Here is a 19577-nt window from a genome sequence, read left to right as displayed (position 1 = left end):
TGTTAATTACCCTCATTGCTTCGTGACGTCTACAAGGGTTGTTGCGTAAATGAAGATAGGTACACAAAAAATCGTCTTTGCGAGCGTTAGCGAAGCAATCCAGTTCCTTACTCTGTTCAAGTTTAGATCTGGATTGCTTCACTTTGTTCGCAAAGACGACAAATTAGTTGTGTGGTTCTATTTACGCAACAATGCCCGTCCACAATGACGGGCTTGAATTAAGCTTCGGTAATCTCGATCATCTTCCTCAATGCTTTTTTAGCATTATCGATAACCCATTGCTGGTCATTAAGCTGCAGGCGCTGACGTAAGCCAGTGAACTCGTTGACTACATCACCCGCTTTCACTTCATTGTATGCCATTTCTTTGCCTTGCCTTAGCAAATCAACAAGACCAATCAAATGAGGGGGATCATTCCTCGACATCGTTGCGCAGCCGCAGCCAATGCCTTTGGCATCATCAGGTTTAGGGGCTTCAGCGAGATTCACTACCTGAATCCCTAAGTTTTTACAATGTTGTTTTACATTTTCTACCATATGGTTTTCTGTACCGATGGCATAACGTTTGGTGCCAGCACGATCATTCACAACATAATCCCAAATGAATGCTGTAGAGCCAGCCTGCTGTGCCGCGCGAATCACTTCGTTTCGGCATTCGGGATGTACCACTGTGGCATAGTCTTGCGAGTGCCAGTAATCACACATATAAGCCTGATAGTGAGTATGAACAGCGCATTGACTGGAAAACAGTATTAACTCGGCTTTATCAAAAGTATCGAGTGTGGCCTTATCCTGAGCTTCCAGTGAGTATTGGGCACCGGCAGTTCCGCCTGGCCAATAAGCCAGATTTTTAATTCCCAGCCAGTAGGCTACATTTTCACCCATATGCTGATCTGGTATGAACAGGATCTTCTTATTTTGAGCGCGAGCCCATTGGAAGATTTTTTTTACGTTTGAACTGGTACAAACCGCGCCTCCCTGTGCCCCGGTCATGGCTTTAACCCGTCCTGAGGTGTTCATATAGCAAACCGGTAAAATATTTTCAGCCCCATACCGTTCATTAAGATCCAGAAAGGCAGGCTCGACCATAAAGTCTTTAGCCAGCATTTCCATAGTACAACCCGATTTAGGGTTGGTTATATAAACATGTTGATTGTCATTGGCGAGAATACTTATTGACTCCGCCATAAAATGAACGGCGGATTCAATAATAACCGACTTCTGGGGGTTTTGCGCTGCCATTAATGCCAGCTGGTAGGAATCCCCGATCTGGCCGCCGAATTGTTCTACAAGTCTGACAATATCTCCGCCCATATAATAATGCGCTAAAAGCAACAGGCGCTCGCCAAAATGGGCCTGCGCTTTTTGCATATATGGCTTCATCCAGGCAAGTACCGTGGTAAGCTTGCGATCAGCTAATGCCTGATACTCCTCGGCATAGGGAATGAAATCTTCCTGGTACCAGTCCAGCGGGTAATCACTTTGACAGATACTCATGTCATTAGTGATGTGCATAATACTTTTTTCAGGTTGGTAAATGGATGAATAACCGAACATTACTACCTCATAAGAAAGGTCTGATTAAAAAAATGGGTTTTGCGGCGATGTCAATCGAGCAATACTTTCCTGGGCATGGAGATTTTTATCAGGAAAGTCTTCGCGATAATGGCCTCCCCGAGATTCCCTTCGACAGAGTGCTGCCCTGACGATAAGTTCAGCATTCAGAACAATATTTCTCAGTTCAATGAAATCTCTGGTGATACAATGCTTCCAGTAATACTCCTCAATAATTTTCTTTCTCTTCAATATTAATTGTAGTAAATCTTCAAGACCGGCCTCGGTTCTTACAATTCCGGCATAGGAGGTCATTTCGCCGCGCAAACCGCGCCAATGGGCATTAATCTGGCTCGCTCTCCGTGGATTGACGGCGCCTGAAGACGACCAGTTAGGGATATCCTGAGACAATTTGTTGGGAGTGGAGATATCTTTTAATGTACAGCGAGCGGCATTACTCGCCATTGCCAGTGCTTCCAGAAGGGAATTGCTGGCAAGCCTGTTGGCGCCGTGCAAGCCGGTGAATGCCACTTCACCAACAGCATACAGCCGTTTAAGGTCTGTTCTGCCGTCGACATCAGTTAATACTCCTCCGCATTGATAATGGGCAGCTGGAACAACTGGAATCATATCCTGGCTCATATCAATCCCTATCGTTTGCAGAGTAGAGAAGATTTGAGGAAAACGTTTTTTAAGAAAGGCACGGGATTCATGAGTAATATCCAGATGTACGAAGCCCTGCTGCCCTTGTTCAATTTCACTAAAAATAGCACGGGCCACCACATCGCGTGTTGCCAGTTCCATTGCTTCCGGCGCATATTTTTTCATGAACCGCTCGCCGGATTCCGGATTGATCAGAAGTGCACCTTCACCGCGTACCGCTTCCGAGATTAAAAAATTATTCAGGCTATGATGATGCAAAAGGGTAGGATGAAACTGATAAAACTCCATATTTCCAACACGTGCTCCAGCCCGGTAGGCCATGGCCACGCCATCTCCGGTCGCCACCATTGGATTGGTGGTATATCGATAGGTCTTGCCCGCTCCACCCGTAGCCAGAATGACGCAGGGAGCAAGAAATGTGTGGATTAGGTTTGCCTTGCAGTCGAGAAGATAAGCGCCCAGCACTTCCCCCTGGATATCGGTTCGATGCGGGTGATAATGAGTGATAAGATTAACCGCGATATGATGTTCAAATACCGTGATTTGTTTCAACTCTGCGATTTGGCTCAGAAGGGCCTGCACGATAACCAGCCCGGTTTGATCTCCGGCGTTAAATATACGGCGAAAAGAGTGTCCGCCTTCCTGAGCCAGGTTATAACCAGTATCTGTACGGGTGAAGGGAACTGAATAGCCTAGTAGTTCTTCAATAATGGAAGGGGCTTGTCGAATGATAAATTCAACAGCAGGTTCATAGCATAAACCATCTCCTGCCAGAATAGTATCTCCGATATGAGCTTCCAGAGAGTCTTCTTGCGTAAATGCGGCGGCAATACCTCCCTGGGCATAACGGCTGTTGCATTCACCCAGCTCTGCCTTACTGATTAAAGCAATGCGAAGACGAGGCTGTAATTTAAGAACCTGCAGACAATAATGTAAACCCGCAATACCCGTTCCTATGACAATGACATCAAATTCCCGAGAGGCCCCTTGTTGTGATAATGATTCTTCGATCATGAAAATGCTTTCACCAATTGCGCGGCCAAGCCAGTGTAACTCTCGGGTGACATGGCTAATAGTCTGGTTTTTGCTGCCTCGGGTATATCCAGCCCTTTAATAAATTGTTGCAGACTGTCTGCGTCAATTCCCTGGCCCCGAGTCAAGTCTTTTAACTGTTCATAAGCATCCGGGATCTGATAGCGCCGCATGACAGTCTGAACCGCTTCAGCAAGAACTTCCCAGTTATCTTCGAGATCTTCCTTCAATGCGGACTTATTGATCTGGAGTTTATCGTTGCCTTTGGCAATTGCCTGATAGGCGATGAGCGTATAGGCAAATCCAGCACCGAGATTTCTTAGCACAGTAGAGTCGGAAAGATCGCGCTGCAGACGGGATTTCGTTAATTTATCCGCAAAATGCTCAAACAGGGCATTGGCTAATCCCAGATTGCCCTCGGCGTTCTCAAAATCGATGGGGTTCACTTTGTGGGGCATGGTGGAGGAACCGACCTCGTCCGCAATTGTTTTCTGAGTAAAATAGTTTAGTGAAATATAAGTCCAGATATCCTGAGTGTAGTCGAGCAGAATATTATTGATTCGCACCATAATGTGACAGACTTCAGCAATGCCGTCATGCGGTTCAATCTGAGTGGTGTAAGCACTGAAAGACAAACCCAGTGAGCTGACAAAAGAAGCACAATGTTTACGCCAGTCTACTTCCGGATACGCGGCGACATGCGCGTTATAGTTGCCAACCGCGCCATTGCATTTGGCGGGGATCAATACTTCAGCAAGCTGCTGCTGAGGTCTTTTAAGACGTGCCACAAAGTTAACCAGTTCTTTGCCTAAGGTTGTCGGGGTTGCAGGTTGCCCATGAGTGCGGGATAACATTGCCGCATCACCATGTTGTTTCCCCAGCAGGGTGATACCGCCAATAATTTCTGCCAAAGTAGGCTGAATAACCTGAGCTAATGCCTCTTTTATCATCAGGGCATAGGAGAGATTATTAATATCTTCCGAGGTGCAGGCAAAATGAATGAAACCGGCTGCGGCGCTCAAACGAGGATGGTCAGTCAGCTTTTCCTTTAGATAATATTCAATTGCCTTGACATCGTGATTGGTTTTTTTCTCAATGGTTTTAACTTTTTCAGCTTCTTCTTCATTGAAATTACTAAGAACCTGCTCCAGAAAACATTTGTCCACTTCTGACAAAGGCTTCACCTCCGGAATATCCGGATTAGCAGCTAAAGCTTCCAGCCAGCGAACTTCCACTATCAGACGATAATAGATGAGTGCAAACTCGCTAAAATAGGGGCTTAGTATGCTGGTTTTTTTTTGGTAGCGGCCGTCAAGCGGAGAGACGGCAGTTAAAGAAGTTAAGCTCATGAATATTTTCACCACAGTCATAAAGCACATATAATATTAGAAGCTAGACCATATGTGAATAAAACAATAGAAATATGCCATTTTTTTTCACTTAATTAAGGCTGTCGGCCCACATTAACAGCGGGCAGCACATGCCGGTTTAATAAATAAACCGCGAGAAGTAACGAAAAGCGGCTTTTTGCAGCAAAAATACAGGAAAAGTAAACAATCTTTGTCTAAACATTATAATATTCTTTGAAATTGGAAATCAGACCATTGAATGAATGGGGGGCGAGGTTATTATTTTACTGGCAAGTTTTAACAGCAAACATTCCCATTAATGGGCATTTTGAGTAGAATGGCCAATATTTTTAAGGATTATAAGGGTGGCGTTATGGCATTAGAACAGCACACGATTAGTTTTACGCAGTTAGGTATGCGTGATCTGGAGCAGGTTGGCGGAAAGAACGCGTCGCTGGGAGAAATGATTAGCCACTTATCCTCGGCCGGAGTCCAGGTTCCTACCGGATTCGCCACTACAGCCGCGGCCTTTCGTGAATTTTTACAGCAAAACAAGCTGGATGAGAAAATTCACCAGATGTTGCAATCCCTTGATACGGACAATATCAATGACCTCGTCACCACGGGTAAGTCTATTCGGGAACTCATTATCAATACCCCATTTACCCGGCAATTCATTCAATCGGTAACTGATTCTTATAATGCATTGATTAAAGAAATAGGAAACAAGGATTTTAGTGTCGCAGTACGGTCTTCGGCTACGGCAGAAGATCTGCCCGATGCCTCTTTTGCTGGTCAGCAGGAAACCTTTCTAAATGTGAAAGGGATTGATGCGATTCTTCATGCTATCAAGCTGGTGTTTGCTTCATTGTACAATGACAGGGCAATTGCTTATCGTGTTCATCATGGGTTTGCTCATGATGAGGTCGCATTATCCGCCGGGATCCAGCAAATGATACGCAGTGATCTTGCGGTGAGTGGCGTTATGTTTACTATCGATACTGAATCAGGCTTTGATCAGGTGGTATTTATTACCTCTTCTTTTGGGCTTGGTGAAATGGTAGTGCAGGGCGCGGTTAATCCCGATGAGTTCTATGTTCATAAACCCGCCTTAAAAGCAGGCAGACCAGCTGTGATTCGTAAAACTCTGGGCAGCAAGGCGCTCAAGATGATTTATGCACAAGATGCCGATAACGGCAAAACTGTGGAAACGGTCGATGTTTCTGAGTCGGAGCGGCTGCGCTTTTCATTAACACAGGCAGATATTGAAGAACTGGCTCGCTATGCGGTCATCATTGAAGAGCATTATGGCCGGCCTATGGATATTGAATGGGCAAAGGATGGCGTCAATGGCCAGCTTTATATTTTGCAAGCGCGCCCGGAAACAGTGAGAAGCCGCGATAAACAACAGAAAAGAGAGCGCTATCAGTTGTTAAAGCGGGGCGAGGTATTGAGCGAGGGCCGCAGTATTGGCCAGAAAATTGGCCAGGGCAAAGCAAGAATTATTCATGACATTAGTGAAATGGATAAAATGGAACCCGGCGATGTGCTGATATCGGATATGACTGATCCTGATTGGGAACCCATTATGAAGCGTGCAGCAGCGATTGTCACCAATCGTGGCGGGCGAACCTGCCATGCGGCAATTATTGCTCGTGAGCTCGGAATTCCTGCAGTGGTTGGTTGCGGCGATGCGACAAAACATATTCGTGATGGTGAGGAAATTACTGTCAGTTGTGCAGAGGGAGATAATGGTTATGTGTACAAAGGAATTTTGCCCTTTGAGTATGCAACGCTTGATGTCGAGTCGATGCCTGAGCTGCCAATGAAAATTATGCTGAATGTGGGGAATCCGGAGCGTGCATTTGCGTTTCAGTCTATTCCTAACTCCGGTGTTGGCTTGGCCCGCCTGGAATTTTTAATCTCCAATTCCATTGGTGTGCATCCCAAGGCGCTTTTACAATTTGAGCAATTGCAGGACGAGAAGCTGAAAGAGTATATTTCAAGAAAAACCGCGGCCTATGAATCGCCAGTTGAATTTTATATAGAGCGGCTCAAGGAAGGTATTGCCACAATTGCCGCGGCATTTTATCCCAAGCCGGTTATTGTCCGATTGTCTGATTTTAAATCCAATGAGTATGCCAACCTGACTGGGGGTGATCTGTTTGAGCCCCATGAAGAAAACCCGATGCTTGGTTTTCGCGGCGCTTCCCGCTATGTTTCACCTGCGTTTGCGGATTGTTTTGCGCTTGAATGTGAGGCGGTAAAACGCGTGCGTGAGGTCATGGGCTTTACCAACGTCGAAGTCATGATTCCTTTCGTAAGAACGGTACAGGAAGCGCATGATGTTATTGATGTACTGAAACAGCAGGGGCTGGAGCGCGGAAAGAATGGCCTTCGGATTATCATGATGTGCGAACTGCCTTCTAATGCCTTGCTGGCTAACGAGTTTCTCGAATATTTTGATGGCTTCTCTATTGGCTCCAATGATTTAACCCAGCTAACACTTGGTCTTGACAGGGATTCTGGCCTGGTTGCTTCGCAATTTGATGAGCGCAATGCTGCAGTTAAAGCTTTACTGCATATGGCCATATCAACTTGCAAAAAGGCAGGTAAGTATGTGGGTATTTGCGGACAAGGCCCCTCGGATCATAAGGATTTTGCTGAGTGGTTGATGGCAGAGGGAATTGACAGCGTTTCCTTAAACCCTGATTCTGTTGTAGATACCTGTCTGTTTCTTGCCAAACGCTCATCATGAGTTTTACAGAGTCCTGTCAGTCCTTTACTAAAAAGGCATCTTCTCTTCTTGAGAAGATGCTTAATTTCTCAGCAATAAGCAAGGCTTTGGGCTGCTTCCTGTTTTTAATGACCTTTCCTCTGACTGTTTTAGCCCAGACACAGCGGGAAGCGGAGCATGATCCGGTAGCCAGCATTATTTTTTGGGTCACTTTAATTTTCACTCTCTCAATAATGGGGCGATGCATTGCCAAAGCCCTTCGTCAGCCTGGGGTGTTAGGTGAGTTGTTAATGGGTGTTCTATTAGGAAATATCTGTTATTTTTTTGGCTCCGATCTCATTGTTGTACTTCGTGAAGGTTCGGCGATTTTTAATATTATGAGAGATATACTGGGAAATGCTACTCTCGCTGAGGCTGTACAAAATAATATTGCGGATCCTGTTTATGCTCAGCAAATGGTGGTTGCCCTAAGCAGTGTGAAAGGCATTGATTATTTAAAAGTAGGTTATATTCTCGATATCTTTTCGCGCTATGGGGTCATCTTCCTCTTGTTTATGGTGGGGCTGGAAAGCTCTTTCCAGGAGCTAAAGCATACAGGCCGAGAAGCCTTAAGTGTGGCTCTTATTGGTGTGGTTGCCCCTATTATTTTAGGCTTTGCTATTGCTCATTGGCTATTGCCGAATGCCTCATACCAATCAGACTTATTTGTAGCCGCTACCTTATCAGCGACCAGCATTGGCATCACAGCACGTGTCCTTGCCGAGTTAAAAAAGTTGCGTACCCGGGAAGCGCATACGATTTTGGGCGCAGCAATGATAGATGATGTGCTGGGATTGATCATTCTTTCGATTGTCAGCAGTATCGTAATTAACAATAGTCTGGACATGTGGGTGATAGTCCGAGTGGTTGTATCGGCATTTTTATTCTTTACCGCCGCATTGACGATAGGCCCCTGGGTTTTAAGAAAATCGGTCAAAATGCTTAACTTTCTTGAACTGTGGGAAGCAAAGCTTTTCCTGGCTTTTATTTTTTTAATGGCACTGGCCTGGTTTGCAACTGTCGTTGGATTGTCATCAATCATTGGTGCATTTGCCGCCGGTCTGATTATTCATGACGGCTATTTTGAACCTCATTCTGATTCAGGTTCTGTAAAGCCTTTTAATATTAAACAGTTAATTGCTCCTCTGGAGTTCATATTAGCGCCTTTGTTTTTTATACTGATTGGTATCCAGGTGAAACTGGAATCCTTTTTCGATTGGCATGTGTTAATGACTTCGGCAGGATTAATTGTTGCTGCCATAGTCGGAAAACTGATTAGCGGTTTGGGAGGAAACAGAAAAGATGATCGCCTCTTAATCGGCATCGGTATGTTGCCACGCGGTGAGGTCGGGCTTGTGTTCGCGTCCATTGGCCGTACATTGGGAGTAATTTCCGATCAATTATTTTCGGCCATCGTTTTAATGATTATCGTCACTACTTTTTTAGCGCCTCCGCTATTAAAGTCTCGTTATGCTGCTTATGACCGGAGGAAGAATGAAGTTAAATCCTGATTTAATTGAAGCCGATGTGAGCAGGGCATTGGCCGAGGATTTGGGCACTGGAGATGTCAGTGCAGAGTTGCTGCCTGAGAGTCTTGAGGTGCGAGCTGAAATCATAAGCCGGGAAGCTATGCTGGTTTGTGGGCAGCCCTGGGTAGAAACAGTGTTTCGTAGTTTAAGCCCTGCAATACAAATTGACTGGCATGTTGCTGAAGGACAGTGGCTGGCTGAACCTGCCATACTCTGTCAAATCAAAGGACCTGCACGTGATATTTTGTCAGGCGAGCGTACAGCCTTGAATTTTTTTCAAACGCTTTCGGGAACGGCAACAAAAACACGGCATTATTTGAACGCACTGGAAAATACCAAAACCAAATTACTCGATACGCGAAAAACCTTACCCGGATTAAGACTGGCACAAAAATATGCGGTAGCCTGCGCGGGAGGCGTGAATCATCGTTTAGGTTTGTATGATGCTTTTCTGATTAAGGAAAATCATATCAAGGCCTGTGGTTCAATTACCCAGGCAATTCAAAAAGCAAAAACGATGTATCCTGAGTTAATGGTGGAGGTCGAAGTTGAAAATCTTGTGGAATTGCAAGAAGCCCTCGAGGCAAAACCTGACCGAATTCTCCTTGATAATTTCAGTTTGCAGTTGCTGACTCAGGCTGTAAATCTTAATCAATCCTATGGCTGTACATTAGAGGCATCTGGAGGGGTGAGCCTTGAAACCATCCATGCAATCGCTCAAACAGGTGTTGATTTTATTTCTGTAGGCGGTTTAACAAAATGTGTTGAAGCCATCGATCTCAGCTTATTAATCAAGGAAATTCAATGAGCCCAAGAATTGTTTTAACAGGCGGCGGCACTGCAGGGCATGTTACACCTAATCTGGCCCTGATTGAAATTCTGAAGCGAGAAAATTGGCAGATTGACTACATCGGTTCAAAAAATGGGGTGGAAGACAATATGATTCGGGCGCAAGGCGTCCCCTTTCATTCGATAAGCTCGGGTAAATTGCGACGCTACTTTAGCTGGCAGAATTTTTTGGATCCTTTGCTTATCCTCAGGGGGATCTTTCAATCCTGGCGTTTACTTAAACAGCTGAAAACAGATGTGGTATTTTCAAAAGGCGGTTTTGTCGCATTTCCTGTAGTATTTGCAGCCTGGTTACGCGGTATTCCGGTAATTGCTCATGAATCCGATTTAACCCCAGGTCTCGCTAATCGTTTGAGTTTTCCTTTTGTTAATAAAATCGCCGTAAATTTTGCCTCAGCCAGGACTCATTTTAAACAAAAAGAAAAAGTGGAAGTGACTGGTACTCCGATTCGTTCGGAACTTTTTCGTGGCAATCGACAAAAAGGACTCGATCTTTGCGGCTTTACTGATGAAAAGCCCTGTCTTCTGGTGATGGGAGGAAGCCTTGGTGCAAGCAAACTAAATACCATTATTCGTGAGGCTCTCCCCGAATTAACTCAGAGCTGGCAGATTATTCATCTCTGTGGAAAAGGGAAACTGGACTCATCCGTTAACAATCCTGCCTATTGTCAGTTTGAATATGCGAATGAAGAGTTGTCTCATTTGTTTGCCGCCAGTGATTTGATTATTTCAAGAGCAGGAGCCAATGCAATTTACGAAATTCTTGCTCTGCAAAAGCCCCATATTCTGATTCCCTTATCTGCCAAAGTAAGCAGGGGAGATCAAATTCAAAATGCACGCTACTGCAAGCAGCAAGGTATTAGCGTGGTGCTCGATGATGATCTTTTTAACGAGGCAGATCTGCTGAGGGCTATTGAAGAAGTCAAGGCCAATCGTGAGCATATTCTCGATAATATCAGACTCCTGGGAATTGAGTCTGCTACGGAGAAAGTATTAGCACTAATTAAGGAGTTATTAAGTGTTGAATCACCAAAAGCTGTTTGAATTCATAGGCAATGAATGGCAGGAAAATATTTTACCAAGCTTGATGGAATACATAAAAATTCCTAACAAATCTCCTCATTTCGATCCGGATTGGGAAGCACACGGTTATATGGAACAGGCTGTTAATCACATAGCAGACTGGTGCGAACAGCATGCACCAAGCGATATGTTGATGGAGGTTGTGCGCTTGCCTGGCCGAACCCCCCTTATCTTTATGGAAGTTCCAGGGCAGGGTGAGGAAACAGTATTGCTTTATGGGCATTTGGATAAGCAACCAGAAATGTCTGGATGGAAAGAAGGCCTTGGTCCCTGGCAGCCTGTTTTAAAAGAAGGCAAACTCTATGGCAGAGGGGGGGCTGACGATGGTTATTCTGCTTATGCCTCACTATTGGCGATCAACGCATTACAGAAACAGGGCATCCCTCATGCGCGCTGCATCATTCTGATTGAGGCTTGCGAGGAAAGCGGCAGTTATGATTTACCTTATTACATTCAGGCTCTTGAGGAGAGAATAGGAAAACCCTCTCTGGTTATTTGCCTTGATTCTGGCGCAGGAAATTATGAGCAGTTATGGATGACGACGTCATTGCGTGGCAATATTGTTGGCGAATTATCCGTTGAGGTGTTAAAAGAAGGTGTTCATTCAGGCAGCGCCAGCGGCATTGTCGCTGACAGCTTTCGCATTGCCAGGCAGTTATTAAGCCGAGTGGAAGACGAAACAAGCGGGGTTATCGAGCTCAAGGATCTTTATTGTGAAATCCCGACAGAGCGTGTAAAACAGGCTGAAGCCTGCGCAGAAGTGCTCAAAGAGGAAGTTTACAGAGCATTTCCTTTTCAGGAACGCGTGCTACCCGTCAGCATGGAGAAAGCGGAACTGATCTTAAATCGGACCTGGCGCCCCGCCATGACGATTACTGGCGCGGAGGGTTTGCCGAGTCTCGCCAACGCCGGCAATGTCTTAAGACCTAAAACAGTGCTAAAAGTCTCTATGCGTATTCCCCCTTTGGTCAATCCTGAGAAAGCCGCTCAAGCACTTAAATCAGCCCTGACAGAAAATCCTCCCTATTCAGCAAAAGTAGATTTTAATATTGCGGACGGCGCAGAGGGTTGGCACGCTCCCTTGTTAACTGAATGGTTCTCAGAGGCGGTAAATGATGCGTCAATGACTTTCTACCAGAAGCCGGCAATCTATATGGGGGAGGGTGGTACCATTCCGTTCATGGGCATGTTAGGCAAAAAATTCCCGCAGGCACAATTTATGATAACGGGCGTCCTGGGACCGCAGTCCAATGCGCATGGGCCGAACGAATTTCTACATTTGGAAATGGTTGAAAAATTAACGGCTTGCGTTTCATTCGTTCTTGCAAAACATTTTGATCATTTTGCCCTCGACAGAACTATTAATAGCTGACATACTGACCGCCGTTCTAATTATGGAAATAATGGAACGGTCAGAAAATAGCCTGGAAAGGCTGTTAGTCCAATCAATATGGAGAAAAAAATGAAAAGCAAATTAATTTGTTTAATGCTGTCTTTTATTATGTTCAATCTACCGCTTCATGCTTCAGAAGTTCCGGTTACCTCTGCAGAAAAGCAATCTGGCTCAACGATCAATCTCAATAGCGCTGATGTAAAGGCTTTATCCAAATCTGTTAAAGGGATTGGAAAAAAGCGGGCGGAATCTATTATAAAATATCGGACCGAGCATGGGGATTTCAAACGGGTGGAGGATTTGGCCTCAGTTCCTGGAATTGGAAAAAAATTTGTAAATTCGCATCTAAAGGAATTGCAAAAAACATTTATTATACAGTAAATTAGTATCCGGCTGCGGGCTCACGTTCATCCCACGCTATTAATCCCTCAAGTGAATCCGCAGCCAGTTAGTATTTTACAGCAAAACCTTATCCCTGTTTATACATTGGTCATCTCGACATACGTTAGACATAGAAATATCAACGAAAAGGAATTCTAGCGGATCGTCCATAGCGATTTTCGTTTATTCTTATGCTCTTGTTATCTTTATTAGTCTAATATTTTAGAATACAGTAGTTGTTCACCTGTTCTTTTGAGATTTCAATGATCATTAAGATAGTTATCGCTTTTTTCATTATAATAGCCGGACTGATTGGTATCAGAATTGTGACCTGGCCATCTAATCCTTACCCAAGACAACAAGCCAGCGCTGAATCAATTCCTCATTTTGACAATATCGAATTAAATTTTGTACACAAATTTAATAATGAGAAATCACTGCCATTTATGGGAGCTGCAATTTTTAATCTTGAGGGGAATGATGTCCAGTATCTGTTTGCAGGAGGAGGATATAATCAGGAGGATAAATTATTCAAATTTGCAGAGGGCCAGTTTGTCGATGTTTCTGCGCAGGTTGGATTACAAAAACCTGCTAACGATACAACTTACGGAGTCATTGCCGTTGATGCAAATCATGATGGATTGCCTGATTTGTTTGTCGCGCGTGACAGTGGTATTTATTTCTACGAAAATGTACAGGGCCGGTTCAATATCAAAAAGCTTGATATTCAAATAGACCCACGCTACTCCCCCATTTCAATAGCCAGCGCTGATTTGCAGAAAAAAGGCACTGTTGATTTGTATGTCGCAGCTTATATCAAACCGGAGTTTGTAGAAGGTCAAACGATTTTCAATAAAAAAGATTATGGAGCAAAAAGTTTATTATTAAAAAATAATGGTGATAATACGTTCACAGATATTACCGACAGTGCCGGATTGAATTATATTCATAATACCTTTCAGGGTGTCTTTGTGGATTTGGACGGTGATAATGAACTTGACCTGGTGGTGGCACACGATACAGGGCAGGTAAGAACTTATAAAAACATGGGTAACCTGACTTTCAAATACATGCCCAATCCCACTTCGACAGTATACTCCTATCCTATGGGGATTGCCGTTGGGGATTATAATGATGATGGCCTTCCAGATCTGTTTTTTAGTAATATCGGCCCATCCTATTGGTGGAATTTTGGTTCTACACCTCCAGGCTTTATAGTCAGAGGTGATTTAAGGAAAGACCAGACTTTATTACGAGATAATATTTTTCTGAAAAATAAAGGTAATTTTCAGTTTGAAGATGTGGCTAAACAGACCATGACGGCCGACTACGAGTTTGGATGGGGTGTGATATTCCAGGATTTCACTAATGATGGCAGCCAGGATTTGGTAATTGCTCAAAATTACATTGGATTTCCATTGCATAAATTATTCCGGCTGCCTGGCCGAGTTTTGAAAGAATTACCCAATCAAACTTATGCCAGCATTGAAAAGCAGGCAAATGCAGAAGACCCTTATTTTGCTATCTCTCCTCTAAGCACCGATTTCACAGGAAATGGGTATCCGGATTTGCTTTATACAAACCTTAATGGACCGCTTAAAGTCTTCCTGAATAATACAGGGGGAGCTAATAAGTTTATAAAAATTCAGATGCCTTACTCTCCAGAGGCACTGGGTGCGGTGCTTAAATTGAGGTTGACAAATGGGAAAGTGCTGACCCGATTTTTTGTGCCGACTCAAGGTTTGTGCGCGTATCAGGGAAATCAGATCATCTTCGGTTTGGGCAAGGACCAGACGGCAGAACTTCTGACTGTCCACTACATGAATGGAACTGAGCAAACAATAAATCATCCAGCGATCAACAGTACCATTCATATAGGTAAAACGGACTCACCCCCTCAGCCGAATGGCGAAAAAGGTTGAGAGTGCAAAGAACAGGGTGTAGGTAACATTCATGGCTATTGGCATAATGTACTTGCCAATAGCTGGTGATATAAAATAAATCAAAAAGACGGCAAGCAGGATGAAGAAGGGATTTAAAGCCCACATCCAGCTTGGATAATAAGTCGATCCCGTTAAAACGAGGTAGACAAATCCGGCAGACATAGCCAGGGTGGTTACACGTATGATCTGGAGTAATGTTTCCTCATAAAGCTGATAAGATGCAATTAACTCTGCATTGGCGGAGGTTTTGCTTTGTATAATAGCCGCTATGATTGCCCGCGAACCAATCCAGACGATTCCCATAATAAATCCATATGCCGCAGTTAATGCTACTGCGGCTGGCAATTTACCGCCTGCTGGAAGTAACATTTGATAAAGATGCCAAAAGCCAACCAGGTAAAACGGAGCTGCGAGAACGGCGATAAAATGTCCCCATAGCAAACGTTTACGGGATATATCGTGAAAAAACTGATAAGGGATTTTAGAATCATAGCCACTCGAAGTGTAGTGGAGAAGGAACTCTCCTGTGCCCACCAGAACTGCTGCTGCCAATCCAATAAAGCCAGCAAGAATAATTTTGTCTATGCTCATATTAGTATCATCCCAAAATAATGAGTATCTCTATGTATACTATGAAATCAGGCTCGATAGAGCAACCCAATGATGAGTGGGTCAAGAAATTATATGACCAGTCACGACAAGAAACGAAAATGGTACCTAATCTTTTTAAGGTAATGGCCAATGCTCCAGAACTGCTGCAAGCCTATCTGGATACCTACAGATTATTCAGTCAAAACTCTGGATTTTCTTCTGCGGAACAACAGATCATTTTTCTGGTAATCAGTTATGAAAATGGATGTGGTTATTGTCTGGCTGCGCATGGAACTGTTGCCAGTATGGTAGCTAAAATTCCTTATGAAGTGACTGACGCTATTAACAGCGATGCTGAAATTCCAGTATCCAAATATCAGGTTCTGGCTAATTTTATCCGGGAAATGATCTGGAGCAGGGGACGGCCATCCGAAGATAAAGTAAAGGAGTTTCTGGCTGAGGGTTACACTGAAAAGCAGATATTGGATATCATTCTTGCCATCTCATTGAAAACCATGTCCAATTATACAAATCATGTATTTAATACTCCAATCGATGCTGTATTCAAGGCGCAGCAATCGAGATTGGGAAAATTTGTTACACGCGTATATCAGGGATTTAATCGAAAAAAATAACTTGTTATCACTGTTATCCGTCGCCATAGCAGTGCAAAGCTTTAGCTCATGTAGATAATCATAACGTTTTGCAATCCTGAGATAATTATTACGCCACATTTATCCAAATCGCAGTTCCCAATAAAAACTGCGATTTACAATGACAGAATATCTGCTAAGCCCTGATTTGAACACCAATATAGGGCCCATAATAGGTAACATAGTTCAGCCGTAATGGGTCATTGGGTCCTGTTCCGGCGCGTCTGCCATGAATATCATCATAATAAATGACTTTAAATCCACCGTTGATACCCGCCTCATAAGCACCCAAAGGCATATCATACTGCAGTCCAATATCGAGGAAGCCATAGGGTACGAGCCTTTCCCGATCGAAGTTTTTGAAGTCAATATAGGTAATAGGCTGGATGGGGGCATCATTAATGTCTCCCATTGTCCGCATATCGGCATCTCCAATGAGGAACCCTAAGGTGAAGTCATTTTTTAGTGTCAATCTATCGAATAGTGGATAATGGCTTTCAAGGCCTATTATGGGGCCAATTCCTCGAAAACGACTGGTGAGATAATGGACAAAAGCAGCGTCGCTGCGATAAAACCGCTGGATTAATCGATCATTTTCCTCAACATAATGAAGTCCGGTGTAAGGTCTTAATCGCCAACCCGATTGGAAGGCATTGATGTTAGCACCGATAGATAATTCATAATTATCCAGATCAAAGAGCACTTTCCCTGCAGCCCCACCAAAAAAATCGGAAACAAGTGTCGAGTTGACGACTAATAATGAATCAGGGATCGTCACTGAGGAGCCAAACTCATGATCAAAATGAGTCGTCCTGAACTGAATATCAGCTTGAGGTGTCCAGTCATACTTGACAAATGCTGACCAGGAAGGCTCGTAAGAGGGGTTTACATAACTCCCATGCGCAGTAACAACTGTGGGCGTTACAAAAACCATTTCAGTCGCATAATCAATCATCGCGCCATCGGGTCTTAAATAAGACAGCTCACCGCCAATAGTCCATCGGCAGCAAGGACTGCTGCTTTGTTGAGGCCCCATATCCCCCGCGCTAGCCGTCGTTAGGACAGACAGTAATAACATTCCAGTTACATATTGCTTCATCGTTAAAAACTCCTTGTTTCTAATATCAATAGCCAATTTACTCTGATTACTTTGCGTGTGACCTGAAGTTGGCACAGAATACTACATGAACCCCCATCCGTCTTTAATATTTTAGTAATTGTGAATACAGCTAAACTGGCAATGGCATAATAAAAGGTCTAATGCAAAGATCTCACAAAGATCTGTCGATTTTTATCCAAATATAAGGTAAAGTACAGGCCAAAAAAAGAACGAGGTAATGTTGCACATGTTCAGGAAACTCAGGGGCGTATTTTCCAATGATCTGTCGATTGACTTGGGAACCGCCAACACATTGATTTATGTGAGGGACAAGGGGATCGTTTTAAATGAACCCTCTGTTGTGGCTCTCAGAAATGAATCCGGTCAGAAGCGGGTTGCCGCTGTAGGGCTCGAAGCCAAGAGAATGCTGGGACGTACTCCCGGAAATATAAACGCGATCAGGCCCATGAAAGACGGTGTTATTGCCGATTTCTTTGTTACTGAAAAAATGTTGCAGCATTTCATACACAAAGTTCATGAAAACCGATTTTTACGTCCAAGCCCGCGTGTTCTGGTATGCGTACCTTGCGGATCAACGCAGGTAGAGCGCAGAGCGATTCGTGAGTCAGCGATGGGTGCTGGTGCCCGCGAGGTATTTCTGATTGAAGAGCCGATGGCTGCCGCATTAGGTTCAGGTATGCCGGTTGAAGAAGCCAGTGGTTCCATGGTAGTGGATATTGGCGGGGGTACTACCGAAGTCGCTATTATTTCTCTTAGTGGAATTGTGTATCATCAGTCGGTTCGCATTGGTGGTGACAAATTTGATGATGCCATCGTTTCCTATGTGCGCAGAAACTATGGAACACTGATTGGTGAGACGACCGCTGAGCGTATCAAGCATGAAATTGGCTCTGCTTTCCCCAGCCGTGATCTGTTTGAGATTGAAGTGCGTGGAAGAAATCTGGCTGAGGGAGTGCCAAGAAGTTTTACACTAACCAGTGCCGAAATTTTAGAAGCTTTGCAAGAGCCTCTCTCTGGTATTGTTGGTGCAGTACGTGCGGCTCTTGAGCTTGCTCCTCCCGAATTGGCAGCGGATATTGCCGAGCGTGGCATGGTATTAACAGGTGGTGGTGCGCTTTTGAAGAATATGGATACACTGCTTATGGAAGAAACCGGTCTTCCGGTTCTGGTAGCAGAAGATCCATTAACTTGCGTAGCACGGGGTGGTGGTAAGGCATTAGAAACAATGGACCTTCGTGGCGGTGATTTCCTCTCAACCGAATAATTCCAAAAATAGATTATTTTCCAAAGGCAGGCACAAGACCTCAGGTTTTGTGTTTGCTGTTGCTTTATCTATTGGTCTGATGTTTTCTGATTATCACTATAACTATCTGGGTTCAGTGCGTAATGGCTTTTCCTTTCTCGTTTCTCCCTTACAATACGCAGTCGATTATCCCGTTCGTATTATTGGCTGGATTCAGTCACTGGTAGGCTCCAAAAACGCCTTAATTAATGAGAATATGCAGCTTCGCTATCAACAAACTATGCTTGAAGCGGAACTGCAAAAATTAATGGCGATTAAAGAAGAGAACTCTCAGCTTCGGGAGTTGTTATTAACCTCTTCCAAAGCACAAATGCGGGCAATGGCTGGGCAAATTCTTGCCGTTGACACAACGACAGCTCGTCAGTTTGTTGTATTAAATAAAGGCAAGAGGGACGGTGCTTATGTTGGGCAGCCTGTATTGGATGCAAAAGGAGTAATGGGGCAGATCATTGATGTGGGTTATATGACCAGCACCGTATTGCTGATTTCAGATTCAAAAAGCGCTGTTCCTGTAAGAAATACCCGCACGGGTGAGCGGGCAATACTGGTTGGCAGCAATAATCTCGGGCAACTGTCTTTGATTAATCTGCCGCGCACTTCCAATATAGCGAAAGATGACTTATTGGTTACCTCAGGCCTGGGCCGTCTATATCCCGAAGGATATCCTGTGGGTCGTGTGGAGTCTGTCCAAAGTATTCCGGGAGATGCCTTTATCAAGGTGAATGTGACGCCGGTTGCTCTTTTAAATCGAAATCGACTGGTTTTGCTTATCTGGCCGGATAAGGAGCAAGCCGAGTTAACTCGTCAGATTAATGAGCGAATCAATGCTGCTGGAGCCAGCTCATGAGTTCAATGAATATACGCTTACTGGTTGCATTTCTACTGGCATTGGCACTGAGTATTCTGCCTTTACCCGAACTCATAGTAGGTATCAGACCACCCTGGATATTGCTATTAATGCTTTATGTTCAGTTCTACCTGCCTGATCGCTTTAGTCTGGCGGTTCTTATTCTCATGGGGCTCATTCTCGATACTCTGCTGTCGACGATTATTGGTGAGCATACCTTTGCCCTGTCGATTGTTACCTGGATTGCCAGCAGCAAATCCAGACGATTCTGCCTTTTTTCCATTGGCCAGCAAATGGCTTTGGTAGGCATTGCGGCTCTGGTTTACCAGTTATGTATTTTTGGCATCGATATCATTCTTGGCGGCTATGCCAGTCTTTTTGATGTCCTGGGGAGTGCAGTCATTAGTGTTCTGATATGGCCCTGGATTCGATTATTAACTGAGGACACGCTGCTTACCAAAATACATCCGCGCTCGCAATTTAATTAAACCCTTTATAAAAAAGCTGGATTA

At 44.2% G+C, this 19577-nt stretch carries 16 protein-coding genes; 11 read left to right on the top strand and 5 right to left on the bottom strand.

Annotation, left to right across the window (positions count from 1 at the left end; genetic code table 11):
• Positions 1-218 precede the first annotated feature (218 nt).
• Genes nadA through purB form a run of 3 tightly spaced genes read right to left on the bottom strand, consistent with a single transcriptional unit; the run spans position 219 to position 4597 of the window.
• On the bottom strand, positions 219-1556 hold the full coding sequence (nadA, locus tag E1O89_RS03045; protein WP_133138881.1) for a quinolinate synthase NadA: 1338 nt from the start codon (positions 1554-1556) through the stop codon (positions 219-221).
• Positions 1557-1580: 24 nt separating this feature from the next.
• On the bottom strand, positions 1581-3227 hold the full coding sequence (gene nadB / locus E1O89_RS03040; protein WP_133139024.1) for an L-aspartate oxidase: 1647 nt from the start codon (positions 3225-3227) through the stop codon (positions 1581-1583).
• A complete protein-coding gene (gene purB, locus E1O89_RS03035) occupies positions 3227-4597 on the bottom strand; it encodes an adenylosuccinate lyase (RefSeq protein ID WP_133138880.1) in 1371 nt (456 codons plus the stop codon). Before purB ends, nadB begins: the two co-directional genes overlap by 1 nt.
• A 373-nt stretch (positions 4598-4970) precedes the next feature.
• Between purB and ppsA the strand changes: the two genes are divergently transcribed.
• The 7 genes from ppsA to E1O89_RS03000 all read left to right on the top strand — a co-directional run bounded on the left by ppsA (position 4971) and on the right by E1O89_RS03000 (position 14530).
• Positions 4971-7355, top strand: coding sequence for a phosphoenolpyruvate synthase (ppsA, locus tag E1O89_RS03030; protein WP_133138879.1), 2385 nt, complete (start codon positions 4971-4973; stop codon positions 7353-7355).
• A complete protein-coding gene (locus E1O89_RS03025; protein WP_262337383.1) occupies positions 7352-8884 on the top strand; it encodes a cation:proton antiporter in 1533 nt (510 codons plus the stop codon). The genes ppsA and E1O89_RS03025 overlap by 4 nt, the downstream gene beginning before the upstream one ends.
• Positions 8868-9710: a carboxylating nicotinate-nucleotide diphosphorylase gene (gene nadC, locus E1O89_RS03020; RefSeq protein WP_133138878.1), complete on the top strand. Its 843-nt coding sequence runs from the start codon at positions 8868-8870 to the stop codon at positions 9708-9710. Before E1O89_RS03025 ends, nadC begins: the two co-directional genes overlap by 17 nt.
• Positions 9707-10795 (top strand): undecaprenyldiphospho-muramoylpentapeptide beta-N-acetylglucosaminyltransferase, encoded by a 1089-nt coding sequence (locus E1O89_RS03015; RefSeq protein WP_133138877.1) that lies wholly within the window; start codon positions 9707-9709, stop codon positions 10793-10795. Before nadC ends, E1O89_RS03015 begins: the two co-directional genes overlap by 4 nt.
• On the top strand, positions 10770-12206 hold the full coding sequence (locus tag E1O89_RS03010; protein WP_133138876.1) for a M20 family metallopeptidase: 1437 nt from the start codon (positions 10770-10772) through the stop codon (positions 12204-12206). Before E1O89_RS03015 ends, E1O89_RS03010 begins: the two co-directional genes overlap by 26 nt.
• A gap of 90 nt (positions 12207-12296) precedes the next feature.
• Entirely contained in the window at positions 12297-12608 is a 312-nt protein-coding gene (locus E1O89_RS03005) for a ComEA family DNA-binding protein (RefSeq protein ID WP_222845417.1), read from the top strand.
• Positions 12609-12871: 263 nt separating this feature from the next.
• Positions 12872-14530 carry a CRTAC1 family protein gene (locus tag E1O89_RS03000; protein ID WP_133138875.1) on the top strand — a complete coding sequence of 553 codons (1659 nt, stop codon included), beginning with the start codon at positions 12872-12874 and terminating at the stop codon, positions 14528-14530.
• Here the strand turns inward: E1O89_RS03000 and E1O89_RS02995 are convergent.
• A complete protein-coding gene (locus E1O89_RS02995) occupies positions 14498-15142 on the bottom strand; it encodes a DUF6796 family protein (protein ID WP_133138874.1) in 645 nt (214 codons plus the stop codon). The two genes, E1O89_RS03000 and E1O89_RS02995, sit on opposite strands and share 33 nt — an antisense overlap.
• A gap of 32 nt (positions 15143-15174) precedes the next feature.
• On the opposite strand from E1O89_RS02995, the gene E1O89_RS02990 reads away from it, so the two are divergent.
• Positions 15175-15777: a carboxymuconolactone decarboxylase family protein gene (locus tag E1O89_RS02990; protein ID WP_262337382.1), complete on the top strand. Its 603-nt coding sequence runs from the start codon at positions 15175-15177 to the stop codon at positions 15775-15777.
• Positions 15778-15931: 154 nt separating this feature from the next.
• On the opposite strand, the gene E1O89_RS02985 is transcribed toward E1O89_RS02990, so the two are convergent.
• On the bottom strand, positions 15932-16894 hold the full coding sequence (locus E1O89_RS02985; protein ID WP_112218207.1) for an Lpg1974 family pore-forming outer membrane protein: 963 nt from the start codon (positions 16892-16894) through the stop codon (positions 15932-15934).
• A 247-nt stretch (positions 16895-17141) separates the two neighbouring features.
• On the opposite strand from E1O89_RS02985, the gene E1O89_RS02980 reads away from it, so the two are divergent.
• From E1O89_RS02980 to mreD, 3 genes are read left to right on the top strand one after another with little or no spacing between them, the layout of a single operon-like run.
• Entirely contained in the window at positions 17142-18179 is a 1038-nt protein-coding gene (locus E1O89_RS02980) for a rod shape-determining protein (RefSeq protein WP_025385468.1), read from the top strand.
• A complete protein-coding gene (gene mreC / locus E1O89_RS02975) occupies positions 18157-19065 on the top strand; it encodes a rod shape-determining protein MreC (protein WP_133139021.1) in 909 nt (302 codons plus the stop codon). Before E1O89_RS02980 ends, mreC begins: the two co-directional genes overlap by 23 nt.
• Positions 19062-19553, top strand: coding sequence for a rod shape-determining protein MreD (gene mreD, locus E1O89_RS02970; protein ID WP_112218206.1), 492 nt, complete (start codon positions 19062-19064; stop codon positions 19551-19553). Before mreC ends, mreD begins: the two co-directional genes overlap by 4 nt.
• Positions 19554-19577 lie beyond the last annotated feature (24 nt).

It is taken from the genome of Legionella genomosp. 1 (assembly GCF_900640215.1).
Lineage (GTDB): Bacteria > Pseudomonadota > Gammaproteobacteria > Legionellales > Legionellaceae > Legionella_C > Legionella_C quinlivanii_A.
The sequence above is the reverse complement of the archived record's forward strand: the minus strand, read 5'-3'. Positions and strand labels throughout refer to the sequence as shown.

Bases quoted from the DNA above. Each gene is read 5' to 3' on its own strand.
- nadA (WP_133138881.1), bottom strand. From the start codon at position 1,556: ATGTTCGGTTATTCATCCATTTACCAACCTGAAAAAAGTATTATGCAC.
- purB (WP_133138880.1), bottom strand. From the start codon at position 4,597: ATGAGCTTAACTTCTTTAACTGCCGTCTCTCCGCTTGACGGCCGCTAC.
- ppsA (WP_133138879.1), top strand. From the start codon at position 4,971: ATGGCATTAGAACAGCACACGATTAGTTTTACGCAGTTAGGTATGCGT.
- E1O89_RS03025 (WP_262337383.1), top strand. From the start codon at position 7,352: ATGAGTTTTACAGAGTCCTGTCAGTCCTTTACTAAAAAGGCATCTTCT.
- nadC (WP_133138878.1), top strand. From the start codon at position 8,868: ATGAAGTTAAATCCTGATTTAATTGAAGCCGATGTGAGCAGGGCATTG.
- E1O89_RS03015 (WP_133138877.1), top strand. From the start codon at position 9,707: ATGAGCCCAAGAATTGTTTTAACAGGCGGCGGCACTGCAGGGCATGTT.
- E1O89_RS03005 (WP_222845417.1), top strand. From the start codon at position 12,297: ATGAAAAGCAAATTAATTTGTTTAATGCTGTCTTTTATTATGTTCAAT.
- E1O89_RS03000 (WP_133138875.1), top strand. From the start codon at position 12,872: ATGATCATTAAGATAGTTATCGCTTTTTTCATTATAATAGCCGGACTG.
- E1O89_RS02995 (WP_133138874.1), bottom strand. From the start codon at position 15,142: ATGAGCATAGACAAAATTATTCTTGCTGGCTTTATTGGATTGGCAGCA.
- E1O89_RS02990 (WP_262337382.1), top strand. From the start codon at position 15,175: ATGTATACTATGAAATCAGGCTCGATAGAGCAACCCAATGATGAGTGG.
- E1O89_RS02985 (WP_112218207.1), bottom strand. From the start codon at position 16,894: ATGAAGCAATATGTAACTGGAATGTTATTACTGTCTGTCCTAACGACG.
- E1O89_RS02980 (WP_025385468.1), top strand. From the start codon at position 17,142: ATGTTCAGGAAACTCAGGGGCGTATTTTCCAATGATCTGTCGATTGAC.
- mreD (WP_112218206.1), top strand. From the start codon at position 19,062: ATGAGTTCAATGAATATACGCTTACTGGTTGCATTTCTACTGGCATTG.